This window comes from Alloacidobacterium sp., from assembly GCF_035631355.1.
In the GTDB taxonomy this organism is placed as follows: domain Bacteria; phylum Acidobacteriota; class Terriglobia; order Terriglobales; family Acidobacteriaceae; genus Alloacidobacterium.
This window is the reverse complement of sequence record NZ_DASQIX010000048.1, coordinates 95,871-108,806: the sequence shown is the minus strand read 5'-3', so window position 1 is coordinate 108,806 and position 12,936 is coordinate 95,871. Positions and strand designations below refer to the sequence as shown.

General features: G+C 56.6%; 11 protein-coding genes. 3 read left to right on the top strand and 8 right to left on the bottom strand.

The annotated features are described in order from the left end of the window. Positions 1-28 precede the first annotated feature (28 nt). Both VEV40_RS08745 and VEV40_RS08740 read right to left on the bottom strand, forming a co-directional pair. Positions 29-745, bottom strand: coding sequence for a hypothetical protein (locus VEV40_RS08745; RefSeq protein WP_324831664.1), 717 nt, complete (start codon positions 743-745; stop codon positions 29-31). Then, complete coding sequence (locus VEV40_RS08740; protein ID WP_324831663.1) at positions 742-1,434, bottom strand: DUF2306 domain-containing protein; 693 nt, start codon at positions 1,432-1,434, stop codon at positions 742-744. Before VEV40_RS08740 ends, VEV40_RS08745 begins: the two co-directional genes overlap by 4 nt. A gap of 82 nt (positions 1,435-1,516) precedes the next feature. On the opposite strand from VEV40_RS08740, the gene VEV40_RS08735 reads away from it, so the two are divergent. Continuing rightward, positions 1,517-2,143: a TetR/AcrR family transcriptional regulator gene (locus tag VEV40_RS08735; RefSeq protein WP_324831661.1), complete on the top strand. Its 627-nt coding sequence runs from the start codon at positions 1,517-1,519 to the stop codon at positions 2,141-2,143. Positions 2,144-2,160: 17 nt separating this feature from the next. Here the strand turns inward: VEV40_RS08735 and VEV40_RS08730 are convergent, their stop codons facing one another. The 4 genes from VEV40_RS08730 to VEV40_RS08715 form a co-directional block, all read right to left on the bottom strand. Further along, positions 2,161-2,994, bottom strand: coding sequence for an ABC transporter ATP-binding protein (locus tag VEV40_RS08730; RefSeq protein ID WP_324831660.1), 834 nt, complete (start codon positions 2,992-2,994; stop codon positions 2,161-2,163). A 7-nt stretch (positions 2,995-3,001) separates the two neighbouring features. After that, entirely contained in the window at positions 3,002-3,784 is a 783-nt protein-coding gene (locus VEV40_RS08725; protein WP_324831659.1) for an ABC transporter permease, read from the bottom strand. Positions 3,785-4,030: 246 nt separating this feature from the next. Next, entirely contained in the window at positions 4,031-5,467 is a 1,437-nt protein-coding gene (locus VEV40_RS08720; RefSeq protein ID WP_324831658.1) for a sigma-54 dependent transcriptional regulator, read from the bottom strand. After that, positions 5,460-8,234 carry an ATP-binding protein gene (locus VEV40_RS08715; protein WP_324831656.1) on the bottom strand — a complete coding sequence of 925 codons (2,775 nt, stop codon included), beginning with the start codon at positions 8,232-8,234 and terminating at the stop codon, positions 5,460-5,462. Before VEV40_RS08715 ends, VEV40_RS08720 begins: the two co-directional genes overlap by 8 nt. Positions 8,235-8,681: 447 nt before the next feature. On the opposite strand from VEV40_RS08715, the gene VEV40_RS08710 reads away from it, so the two are divergent. Further along, positions 8,682-9,602 (top strand): alpha/beta hydrolase, encoded by a 921-nt coding sequence (locus VEV40_RS08710; protein ID WP_324831654.1) that lies wholly within the window; start codon positions 8,682-8,684, stop codon positions 9,600-9,602. A 157-nt stretch (positions 9,603-9,759) separates the two neighbouring features. On the opposite strand, the gene VEV40_RS08705 is transcribed toward VEV40_RS08710, so the two are convergent. Both VEV40_RS08705 and VEV40_RS08700 read right to left on the bottom strand, forming a co-directional pair. Further along, positions 9,760-11,145: a glycerate kinase type-2 family protein gene (locus VEV40_RS08705; RefSeq protein ID WP_324831652.1), complete on the bottom strand. Its 1,386-nt coding sequence runs from the start codon at positions 11,143-11,145 to the stop codon at positions 9,760-9,762. Then, entirely contained in the window at positions 11,142-11,819 is a 678-nt protein-coding gene (locus tag VEV40_RS08700) for an alpha/beta hydrolase (RefSeq protein ID WP_324831650.1), read from the bottom strand. Before VEV40_RS08700 ends, VEV40_RS08705 begins: the two co-directional genes overlap by 4 nt. A gap of 60 nt (positions 11,820-11,879) precedes the next feature. Here VEV40_RS08700 and VEV40_RS08695 point away from each other — a divergent pair, with 60 nt between their 5' ends. Next, the gene (locus tag VEV40_RS08695) at positions 11,880-12,899 is read left to right on the top strand and encodes a M20/M25/M40 family metallo-hydrolase (protein WP_324831648.1); all 1,020 of its coding nucleotides are present in this window, start codon (positions 11,880-11,882) and stop codon (positions 12,897-12,899) included. Positions 12,900-12,936 lie beyond the last annotated feature (37 nt).

The following is a 12,936-nucleotide window of genomic DNA, read 5'->3' as shown; positions in this document are numbered from 1 at the left end:
AGAGACACAGAGCAAAGACAGATGCCGCTCAAACAGCATCCGCCTCCAGCACATTGGTTCTGATTCGCGGCAGCGCAAAGCTTACCGCAATCAACCAGATGAAGCCGGGAAACCGTGTCAGAGGCACGAGGAAGAGCAGGCCGGGAATGATGAGATGGAACCAACTGAGTTCTCCCGCGACAGCCAGCGCCAACCCGAGAATAACGATCCACTTTGGCAGAAGTTTGCGAAATGCAGCCGAGACAGAAATGCCTGCCATCAGCAATCCCATCGGAATGGAGAATCCCGGACCGCCGAAAGCATAGGAGAGATAGTACAGGCCCAGCAGAATCGACGGGGTCTGCACGACTGCTGGATGAATCATCGTCCAAGTAATGAAAACAGATGCTACTCCATCGAAGACAGTAAGCAGGCCACCGAACAGCGCGATCCACGGTCCCGCGGAGCGCACGCCGAGGAACCGCAGTTGGCTTACCGCTGCAACTGTAAATAGGCCGAGGCAGATGGTCGCTCCAAACTGCAGAAAGACACAGGCAAGCACCTGTGTGTGATGCGTCTGGAAATAGGGGACGATGACACTGGGCAGTTCCCACGGGCCAGGCCAATAAGGCTTGCCCGCCATTGCGGTCACCGGATACAGACCTGCATTGAACAGCAGCGTGTAGAGGATCGCCAGCAGCGCAAGATGCGGACCTGCGAAGCGCTGAATCCCGGATGGAGTGGATATGGCATGTAGGGTAGTCATTGCAATGCTGTCCTTTCTGGTTGGAATGCAACATTCCTTGAACACAGCCAAAGCTCGATGGCGACGGTGTTGATGGAAAACCCAATCCAGAAAGCAATGCCGAAGAATTGTTGCGGCTTCAGATGCGTAAGCGTGCTGGTAGCGAAGAATATACCCATCACCGGGCGCGTAGTCGCGATGCCGAGAAGAATTGCGACGGCCCTCGTCAGCCATCGCTGTTTGGGCGAGGAATTGTTAGTCCGTCGGTATTGCCAGGCGCGGAAGAGCGAGTAAAGAAAAAGACTGTTGAAGAAGAAAACAGCCGAGCGCTCGGTCCATCCGCCGACGGCGTACGTGCTCATCGCATATGCGGTAATGCCGACGACGGCTCCAAGAGGGTAGAGAATCTCCTCGACCCATTGAGAGCGGGCGAAGCGGCGGAAGTAGGTGAGCGCCAGCAGCACGACGAAAGCGAGCGCCGGCAGAATATGCGCCAGCGTGAGCGCGGCATGGGAGGCGAACCATTCATCGAGGCCGGCCATCTGTGGCGGCACAGACTGCGGCGGATGAGCCAGCGCGATCACGCGGCGCACGACAACTGCAACCGCGATTACAATGCAGATCCAAAAGCCAACGCGCAGCAGGCGCGGAAAGGCATCTTTACGAACAAAGATGTCAGGATTTTTCTCTGAATCGGGAACGGCGGACATCTTTCCTCCAATATGAAAATCATCGTATCATTTAATTTTACATATTGTAAAGCAAAATTTAAACGACTATGATCTTGACGTGGTGACGAAGAAAGCAGTTCCGTGCAAGCGGCCCTATTCTCTGGGCAAGCGCCTGGAGCAGTCCGATCAAAAGCGGACGAAGGTTCTTATGGCCTTGCGAAAGCAGTTGGAGGCTAAAGGTTTTTCGAGTCTCACGCTGGACGGCCTGGCAGCCGATAGCGGCGTTACCCGGCAGACAATCTACAATCTTTTTTCCACGAAGATCGGTTTGCTGGAGGCGCTCTTCGATCAGATCGCGATTGAAGGCGGCATGGAGCGGATGCGTAACGTAATGCAGGCTGCCGATGCCGCATCCATGCTGGCAGGCTTTGTTGAGATTTTCAGCGGCTTCTGGGCAAAGGACAGGCTGCTGATCCGGCGCGCTCACGGAATCGCAGCCATCGATCCGGAGCTTGGCGCAGTGGTCGAAACACGGAACCAGCGCCGCAAATTAGCGGCAACGCGCGTCGTCGAGATGTTAGACCAGCGGAATGGTGGACACGCCGCAGGCAGGGAACAGCGAATTGCTGTTCTTTACTCACTCACTTCGTTTGAGTTCTTTGACGCTTTGGCTGAAGGTTGTGGCAGCACCGAGGAGGCCGCGCGTTTGCTGCCGGAGATCGTCAATAAAGCGCTCCCCAGTCGATAACTGAGACTTCGCTCCGCTTACGTCAGATACTCTTTCAGAAACGGATCGTCAGAATGCACAAGATCATGGGTCGATCCATCAAAAGCAAGCCTGCCGTTGTTCAGAACGAGGAAGCTGGTTTGCGGATCGGAGTGGCCCTCAGGCAGTGGCTCCATTTTGTTGTTCTCGCGGTTGAAGCGATGCGAGGCGAGCACAAAGGCGTCCTGCAAACGATGTGTCACCAGCAGGGAACTGGTGTGATAGACGTCGCGTTGCTTGATGACTAACTCAATGATGGTGGTGGACGTGATGGGATCGAGCCCGCCGGTAGGAGAATCATAGAGGAGCAGGTCCGGTTTGGTGATAATGGCGCGGGCGATGGCGACGCGGCGGCGCATCCCGCCCGAAAGCTCCGACGGAAATTTGGTCAGAGTGTGCTCAAGCTCGACGAAACGCAGGGCTTCAATAACGCGACTGTCGACCTCGTCATCCGGCAAATGTTCTTCCATAAGACGATAGCCGACGTTGTCGCGGACGGTTAGCGAGTCAAAGAGTGCGCCTTCCTGAAAGACGATGCCGACGCGCCCGCGCAGCTTGAAGAGCTCTTCCTCAGGCATGGCGCTGACCTCTTCGCCAAAAATAAAAATGCGCCCTGAATCCGGGCGCAGCAGGCCGTCGGCCAGTTTAAGCAGCACGCTCTTGCCCACGCCAGCAGGGCCAAGCAGGATGCGCGTCTCACCTGGCTTGACTGTAAAGGAAATGTTGTCGAGAACCTGCTTGCCCTCGAAGCCAATGGAAACACTTTCAAAGACAACGACGGGTTCATCCGGCAATGGCTGCCTGGGTTCAAGAGCAACGGCGGCCTGGCTCATGCGCGCGTCACCTGCCGAAAATACCGATCATAAAGCGGCTGATGACGAAGTCGGAGGCGATGATGAGCACAGAGGAAACGACGACGGCCTGCGTTGTGGACCGGCCCACACCCTGAGTGCCGCCGCGCGTCGTCATCCCGTAATAACAGCCGATAGTGGCGATGATGAGGCCGAAGAAAAGCGGCTTGACCATGCCCTGCATCAGGTCGGCATAGCGCAGAGACTGGTAGGCATTGTGGAAGTACTGCGAGCCGTCCTGCCCAAGAAGGAAGACTGAGACCGCCGCGCCGCCGAGAATTCCGATGGCGTCGGAAATGATAGTGAGGAAGAAAAGCATGATGGTGGTGGCGACAATACGCGGCATTACCAGTTTCTTCAATGGGTCGGTGCCGAGCGCGCGCATGGCGTCGATCTGCTCCGTCACCATCATCGAGCCAAGCTCGCTGGCCATGCCGGAAGCGTTGCGCCCGGAGACCATGAGGCTCGTCAGCACGGGGCCCAGTTCCTTAATCATGGAAAGCGCGACAAGCTGGCCGGTAACGGCTGCCGCGCCAAATTGTGCCAGGGTTGAAGCCGATTGCAGGGCGAGCACGCCTCCGGTGAAGAAGCCTGTAAGAATGACGATAGGAATCGAGCCAACGCCAATGATGTCAGCTTGCGTGAAGATGTCCGCGCCATAAAATGGGCGCTTAAATAGGTTGCCGAGCGCGCGGCCCGAGAGCAGCGCATATTGCTGCACCGCGCCGACACCCTTTTTTGCTGCTCGATCAAGCGTAGCTAAAGCGGCCATGTGTCCAGTTTATTCGCTTAGATGCGCGAAGCCGATTTGTGACTCACAGGCTGAGGGTAACACAGACCACAAGGCACAGCGTTCAGGGCACAGGCATCGCGGTCTGGTATTGCTCGTTAAGATGCACATTCCGAAATTGACATCTTAGAAATCCACGGCAGCGAAAGAGATTCCATTCCAGCCGACAAACTGAGCGCCCATCTGCAAGCAAAAAAAAATCCTGTGCCCTGAGCGCTGTGCCCTGTCTTACTCTTTTACTCGCTTCTTGATCTCAATTCTGTAGCGCTTGATCTTCTGGTTGAGGGTCGATAGTGGAATGCGGAACTGTTCGGCGGCTTCTGTCTGGTTCCAGTTGCAGCGTTCCAGCTTGTCGATGATGATCCGGCGCTCGATGTCTTCAATGATGTCGAAGAGCGAGGCGTTGGGATTGTGTTCGAGCAGACTGGACGAGTAGCTGCGGCCGGTAAGGTGTCCAGGCAGAAGATCAGAATTGATGGTCTGGCCGGAGGAAAGTACTACGCCGCGCTCGATGATATTTTCGAGCTCGCGCACATTGCCCGGCCAATCGTAATCGACAAGCGCGCGGATGGCGTCGGATGAGAGCGAGCGAATCGGCAGGCTGTTTTCTTCTGAGAAGCGTTTAAGGAAGTGCGCGGAGAGAAGCGGAATGTCTTCACGCCGACTACGCAGCGGCGGCAAGTCAATGGTGATGACATTGAGCCGGTAGTAGAGGTCTTCGCGGAACTTGCTTTCACGTACGGCTTGGCGCAGGTCAATGTTGGTGGCGGCAATAATGCGCACGTCCACCTGGATTTCCTGTACGCCTCCAAGCTGCATAAAGCGACGGTCTTGCAGCACCCGCAGAATTTTGGCCTGAGTATCGAATCCCATGGTGGCGATTTCGTCAAGGAAGAGCGTGCCGCCATTTGCGATTTCGAATAGGCCTTTTTTGGTGGCGATGGCCGAAGTGAATGCGCCTTTCACATGTCCGAACAACGTTGATTCGAGCAGTTCCGACGGCATGGCTCCTGTATTAACAGGAACGAACGGCTTATCGCGGCGCGGCGAGTTGGCATGCAGCGCTTTGGCAATAAGCTCCTTGCCTGTGCCGCTTTCACCCTGAATGAGCACAGTTGAGCGGCTTGGCGCGACCTGTGCGACGAGGTCGAAGATGCCGAGCATCGCTTCGCTCTTGCCGACAATGTTCTCAAAGTTGTAGCGCTGCTTGAGTGCGCGCTTAAGCTGGACGTTTTCTTCTTCCGCATGAAAGCGTGCGATGGCTGAACGTATGTCGGCGAGCAGCTTTTCATTGTCCCACGGCTTCTGGACGAAATTTTGCGCGCCGGAACGGATAGCTTCGACCACATGGTCCACCGTCCCATAAGCGGTGATCATAATGACCGGCAGGTCGGGATTGCGCTCGCGGATGAGTTGCAGAATTTCAAGTCCGTTCTTGCCGGGCAATGCAAAGTCAAGCAGTACGAGATCGTAAGACGAGCGATCAATCAGGTCGAGGCCTGATTCGCCTTCAGGCGCCGTGTCGATGTTGTAGCCCTCAATCGTGAGCAGCGTCTCCAGTGATTCGCGGATGGATATCTCGTCATCAATAATGAGGATGCGATGCCCGCGCTCTGACTGCGGTGAAGATGTAGAGGGCGTGACTGCAAGAGTGCCTTCAGACATGCGCGGGTTTCCTTAGCATGGGGAATTCAAGAAGAAATGTCGTGCCGGTTCCTACCTGGCTTTCAACGTGGATTTTCCCGGCGTGCTCCTGGATGATGCCGTAGGTAACGGCAAGACCCAGGCCGGTGCCGCGGCGCTGTCCTTGTCGGGGCGCGCTCTTGGTAGTAAAGAAAGGATCATAGATGCGCCGCAGATGCTCGGGCGCGATGCCGGAGCCGCTGTCCGAAACGGCGACCGCAATCTGCCCGTTGGCTTCTGTTGCGATGCGCAGCGTCCCGCCGTCCGTCATTGCATCTTTCGCATTGAGGAACAAGTTGAGGAAGACCTGCTGTAACTTGTCCGTATTGCCGAGGATGGGAGGGAGATCGGCTTCGAGCGTAAGCTCTGTTTTTACCTTGGCCGTCTTGAACTGGTGATCGAGCAAAGCAAGGGTTTCGCGGATGATCACATTCAGATCGGTCTCGCGGAATTCCGTGCTGCTGGTACGTGAGAAATTCAGCAGATTATTGACAATCTTGGATGCCCTGAAGGTTTCCGACGTCACTTTTTCCAGCAGTGGTGATAGGCGTTCGTCGCCACGCAATTGTTTCGCCAGCATCTGCGTGTAGGATGAAATCACAGCCAGCGGCGTGTTGACTTCGTGCGCGACTCCGGCGGCCAGCAGCCCGATGGAAGACAGCTTCTCCGCCTGGCTGAGTTGTGCTTCGAGTTCGGTCCGCTCAGTTATGTCGTCGAGCAGGATGATGCGGCCAACCGTCTCGAAATTGCGTGCGATCAGCGGTGCGATGGCGATATTTGCAGTACGTGCCTCGCCTTCGCGCATCTCCAGACGGAACTTGTAGAGATTATGTACACCCGGGTCGCTCTTGACGCGATGGAATTCCTGCATGAAAGCCGCAGGGAAGACGTCTGACAGGCTCTTGCCCAGCGCTTCGCGGCGCGGCAGCGCACAGAGGACTTCCATCTGGGCATTCCAGCTTTCGATGCGCTCATCGAGATCGACAGCCAGGATGCCGACATTGATCGATTCGACAATGTTCTCGTTGAATTCCTTCAGGCGTTCATATTCTGAAATCTTCTGCTCAAGGCTCTGGTAGAGGCGCGCATTCTGGATGGCAATGCCGATGTATCCAGCCAGCGATTCGAGCAGCTCCATGTCTTCGCTTGAAAGGAAGTCGCCTTCGCTGGTACGGCCCAGTCCGATAACGGCGATGGTGCGGTCCTGCAATCGACAAGGCAGATAGTAGTTCAGGTCGAGCGCGGCGGCAGTACGCTTCTCGCTGTCAGAAAGATGCAAGGCCTGCTGAGGGTTCTCCAGGAAAATATGCGAGCCGGCATCGGGCTGGTCGAAATCAAGGAAGCTGAGATCAAGCGGCTGGTTGCCATCCATGACCGATGCTTGCAAGCCGTGCCCGGCCGCCAGACGATATTCGCCTGTTTTCTCAGCAAGCAGTACGGCGACGCGTGAAACCAGCAGGGTGTGCGGCAAACGCTCGACGATCGAGTCGAGCAGCGTTTTGAGATCGGTTTGTGAACTAAGACCGCGACCAAACTCGATAAGCGTCTCGCGGTAGTCATAGCGCTTGCGGTCAAAAATGCGGTCGACGCGCTCCTGTATGCCACGCCGGAGCGGTTCAAAGAGCTGCGCCGTGATGATGATGGCAGCTACCAGTCCCCAGAGCCGGAAACTCGGCAACCGATTGCGGACGATCTCTCCGGCAAGCGCGACCAGCCCAAAATAAAGCGCGGCGAGCGCTGCTGTCGCCAGCGTATAGGAAACGCCGCGCTTGAAGATGAGATCGGTGTCCATCAGCCGGTAGCGGATGATGGCCCAACTGAAAGTCAGCGGCAGAAAGACGAGCGCTAGCACCGCGATCTTGGTCAGCAAGTCAGGAATCTGCGCGTCGGCCAGATAGGGAATGGCATAGAGTAGCGTGAACGGCGCAATGGCGAGCACAGTACCGCGCGTAAGCCACTTGAGCTGCTGTCGCCGTAGAGGCTGGTCTTCTCGCTGGTAGTTGACAAAGAACAGGACCGCAGCCAGCACGTAGAAGAGCGCCTGGTAGCCAATTGTCAGCTGATCGAGGCGATGCTGCAGCGACGCGGTGGCAGCCCACATCTGGATGGCGATGATCTGCAAACCGATAACAAAGCAGGCTGGCAGGTATGTAAGGCCCACGAGCCAGCGGCGGATGCGCCGGCTTTCGGAAAACGCCAGGGCGAAATGCAGAAAGAGCGCAGGCTGCAGCGCTCCGGCGACGATGTTGCCCCAGAAGATAATCTCATCGAGCGAATTGAGCTTGCCTGTGTACTTGAAGGCATAAAGCGTAAACGACGCCAGGCAGAAGATGTAGAAATGGGTCGCATGTGGCGCGGTCCAGCGTCGAAAGAGAACGTAGAGGCCGATTCCGAGATAAACCAGGGCAATCAGGCGAAAACCCTGATTATTGCCGCGATCGAGAGGATCGAGAATCAGTGGAACTTCAGGCAGCCGGACGCCGGAGCGGATGACTGTGTAGCGCATGGTGCCATAGGCGCCGGTACGCACCATTTCGCGGACAAGCGCTGACCACCGGGGCACAGGCCGGTCGTTCGCCTGGACCAGCAGATCGCCTGTCTTGAGGCCAGCACGTTGCGCCGGGCCATTCGCGAGCACCCGCTGCGCCAAAAGACCACCAGGGGCTTCTACCCACCAGGCCCCATCGGTCGGCAGTTGATAATTATTTTCCTGAATGAAATTGAACGCCGCAAAGACCGTAGCAGCCACAGTGAAAAGCGCCAGGAGGAGGACCGTAATCCGGGTTTGCAGCGACCTTTCCATGTGCAATGAAGAGAAAAAACGTGAATGCAATCGATTCCATGCAAATCGAATGCCATCGTCCCGAAACGATTTACTATCGCCGGTTAATCCAGTATACCCTTGATTTTATGTTGGATACCGATTTTCGTGATACTCGAAGCTATTCGTGTGACGAGAGTTATGACTGCCTGGATGAAGAAATCCGTATCCTTCTATGAAAAATCATAGAAAGGCTTGTTCGATGAAATATAGAAAGTGGTCGATTCGATAAATAGTGTCTATCACTCTCCGGGCATTGATGGTTACCGCGGAGGAGCTGCTGTGCATCTTTCTTGACTGTTTGATTGTCTTAAAGATTGAGTTAAGATTTGGTGAATTTGCCGACCGGCGGATGCAGTCGGCTTGAGGGCAGCCATGGCACTGGCAACTTGGATGCAGCCCGCGGACGGGCAGAAAATCGAAGAGATGTCCGTTCCCGTCGACGGGCACAAAATGCATTGCCTTACGACGGGCCGCGGTCCTGCTTTGGCGCTGTTTCATGGGCTATTGGGAACTGCCGACGCCTGGCGCCCCTGTCTTCCACGCCTCGCAGAAGAGTCCTCTGTGTATGCAGTGGATACGCTCTGCATCGGCAAGTCCGAACGCGTTCCTGGTTTGGACGCAAGCCTCATCGCCCAGGCAGATCGTATGTCCAGATTTCTTGCTAAGGCTGGCATAAGGCGGGCCGACATTGTCGGCACGTCCCACGGCGGCTCGATGGCAATGATGTTGGCGGCGCGTCATCCGGAGCAGGTGCGCAGCCTAATATTGCATGCTCCCGCGAATCCGTTTTCTTTCGTAGGCGATCCATTGGTGCATTTTTACCGTACCCCTCTTGGGCGCTGGTTTGCGCGTCAGGTTCCGAATCTACCCGAGAAATTGCAGGAACTGGCGCTTGGCCGGATGTATGGCAACAGTAAGCTGGTCCGTCGCGAAGCGCTGGAACGCTATATGAGCTCACTGCGTATGCCGGGGACCACGGAGCATGTGATGAATATCATCGACGGCTGGTTTGACGACATGCGCGAACTGGGGACGGCTCTGGAAAAGCTGCATGACCTGCCGGTGCTCTTGGTATGGGGGACCCACGACCGTGCCGTTAGCCTGGAGTCAGGCCATAAGCTGGAGAGGATGCTACATCACGCAGAACTGGTAGTCATTCCGGGCATGGGGCACTTACCCCATGATGAAGCTCCCTTGGCATTTGCCGACGCTATAAACGGATTTCTCCGCCATCTGGATAGAAGTGAAGCCGAACGCGGACCACGGCTCGTCCGGTCGAACGGCCAATCTTAGTGTGAGTCGTCGTCTGCCTTGCGGCTGGTGGCCCATAGAATTGCCACCACAAAAATCGTTGCGAAGGAAACGATAGAGAAAATCGCCAAAGTAGTTCTCCTTTTCAAAGCAGAATGCTGCCTACAGCATAACCTATGGCTGCGTTTTAGCTAAGAGTTTACTGTCCGTTTTCGCGGGCGGCGAGCAGGATGCGCAGATCTCGGAGATTGTTCCCTGTTGGTCCGGTGATGATGGTATCGCCAAGTGCTGAGAAAAGAGGACAGGTGTCAAAGCGTGCGAGATTTGCCTCGGGATCGAAGTGATATTCGCGGGCGCGGGCAATAGTTGTGGTATCGGCAATGGCGCCTGCCGCCGGACTGTTGCCGTCAATGCCGTCAGAACCGGCGCTGAGTACGGCGAGCGGCTGGCCCTCATACTTCGCGAGATCGAAAGCCGACGCGAGCGCGAATTGCTGGTTGCGCCCGCCGCAGCCAGGCTGAGGACCAAGTTGTACAGTGACTTCACCGCTCGACAGCAGACACAGGCGGGGGTGCTGGGCGCGCAGCTCGTGAAAGCGCTTTAGCAGATAGCGCGATGCGTCGGCATAGTCCCAGTCGTCGCAGGTGTTGTCGATAACGACGCGAAAGCCGAGTTCCTGTGCGCGGTCGCGGGCTGAGTTCACGAAATCGTGGTTTGAAAGCAGCGTGTCAAATTGCGTGTGACGGAAGGCCTCGTCAGCGGTTGCTCCGTGCGTTTCCGCTTCAACTTCCGGAGACAGCGATTCGAAGTAGGTGCGCACTCTCGATGGAAACTTTTCCAGCAACCGAAAGCGCGCCAGTATTTCGCGGCATTGCTCAAGCGTGGATTGATCGGGCAGAGTCGGCGATGATGCAACAGATCCGAGGTCCTTCAGCGGCACGTCAGCAATCAGGAGCGAGAGCTTTTCCGCTTCTGGAGCAGCAAGCGCGAGCCGCCCGCCTTTGACGGCGGAGAAATACTTGCGGACCGTGTTGATTTCCGTAATGGTCGCGCCGGAGGCAATCAGCGTCTCGTGGAACGCAATGGTATCGTCGAGCGAAATGCTCCGATCGCGGGGCAGCGCGAGCATGGCTGAACCACCGCCGCTGATTAGGAAAAAGATGAAGGTATCCTTATTTGCGCGTTTCAGCAGCTTGAGCACGGCCTCGGCGGCCGCAAATGAATCCTCGTTAGGAAGAGGATGGCCGCCTGTGAAGTAGCGGATGCTCCAACTGCGTTTCTTCGGCATCTGCGGTGCGCAACATACGCCTCGCACATGGAGCTTCCTCGGCAAACGGTCCAGCAGCGCGTCGAGCATGGTCAACCCAGCTTTGCCGAAGGAGATGATAAAGACCTTCTTGTAGCGGTCGAGTGGAACAGAGATTGGTTTCACGGCCGCGGATGGATGCCGCACGAGCGTCATGCCGTCAAAATGAAGATGGCGGTCGAAAGCCTTGCCGACTTCGCAGTCCTCCAGTGCGTGCAGAAATATGTCCTGCGCGGCCGAGTAGAGTTCTTCGAGCTGTGTGCCGGCTTCGGGAGTCATGAGGCGCTGGCGGGGAGAAAGTTGGCCTGCACCCAGTTGCGGATGGCAAGCTGCACCTGCTCCAGTTTACCTGCGAAGAAGTGGTCAGCGTCATCAATCCACACCAGTTCTGCTGGCTGTTTTGCAGCGCCAAATACCGCCTCTACTTTAGCTTTGGGGCCATACTGGTCGCGCGCGCCGCTGATGAAGAGTTTTGGTTGCGGGCACGAAGAGAGAAAGCGGTATTCATAGTCGCGGCCCTCGGCGTGAACGGGAAGGCCGAGGCCGATGAGTCCTTTGACGCCCTCGTCTCCGCAACAGGCTCGCAGCCCCATGGCCGCGCCAAATGAGAATCCCGCAAAGAGAATCGGGAGGCGGAATTCATGTTCAAGCCAGTCGACCGCTGCCCTAACGTCGGCGATTTCGTCATGGCCATCGTGCTCGCCTTCGCTCAATCCAGTACCGCGAAAGTTGAAGCGCAGCACAGGTAGTCCGAATGACTGGAGAGTTTTCATGGTATGGTAGACGACCTTGTTGTGCATTGTCCCGCCGCCAAGTGGATGCGGATGGCAAACCAGCGCCGTATACGGAGCATCACGCGCGCCCGCATTCAGGATGGCTTCAAGTTTGCCTGCGGGACCGCGCAGATCATCAATTGTGCGCAGCACAGCGGAACCGGAAAAGATAGTGGTCATGTTTGTTTCTTAAGTATTGTAGCCAAGAGTTCGCACTGTGCTGGGGTATTCTGAGACACGATGACGCTGGATCCGATACAACTGACGCGCCGCCTGATCGATATAGAATCGATTACCTACAACGAAGGGGCCGTAGGTGCGTTTCTTGCCGAATTTCTCGCCGCGCGCAATTTTGCCGTGGAAACCACTCCGGTCAATCAGGTCGAAAATAAGAGCGAGCGCTTCAACGTCTATGCCGGAACAGCAGGTGAAACCCCCGATGTGGTGCTTGCGACGCACATGGACACCGTTCCGCCGTTCATTCCCAGCAGTGAAGACGAGAAGAACATCTATGGGCGCGGCGCGTGCGATGCGAAAGGAATTATCGCCGCGCAGATCGCCGCAGCCGAACGGCTCCGCGACGCAGGCGCAAGGGTTGGCCTGCTGTTTGTTGTAGGCGAAGAGCGCGATTCCGGCGGCGCGAAAATCGCAAATACAAAGCCGAAGCAGAACCGCTTCCTCATCAATGGCGAGCCTACAGACAACCGTCTGGCGATTGCATCGAAGGGCGCGCTGCGCGTGCTCATCCAGGCTAAGGGGAAGATGGCGCATTCTGCCTATCCTGAACTGGGCGAGAGCGCGACCCACAAGCTGGTCGAAGCGCTGCATCGAGTGCTGGCGATTGAGCTGCCAATAACAGAGGGCGTGGGGCCGGGCACAATGAACGTCGGCCTGCTTGAAGGCGGGCGCGCTACGAATGTCATCGCCGATCACGCCGAAGCGCACATCCTGGTGCGGTTGGTTGGCCCGTCAGAACCTGTGCGCAAAGCAATTCTGGACGCGGTAGGCGATCTAGCTGATGTGCAGTTCACGCTCGATCTCCCGTTTATGCGCATGAGGCAGATGGATGGACTGCCAACGATGGTGGCTGCATTCACGACCGATATTCCCGCGCTTTCCAATTGGGGCGAGCCCGTACTGCTTGGGCCAGGGTCGATTCATGTAGCACACACGCCGTACGAGAAGCTGGCGAAGCGCGAGCTTCTGGAAGCGGTCGATTTGTATGTGAAGGTGGCGCAGCGTCTGTCGGCCGAACGATGAGCATGCGGCGACGGCGCAAAGCGGTGTAGGCTTGTCA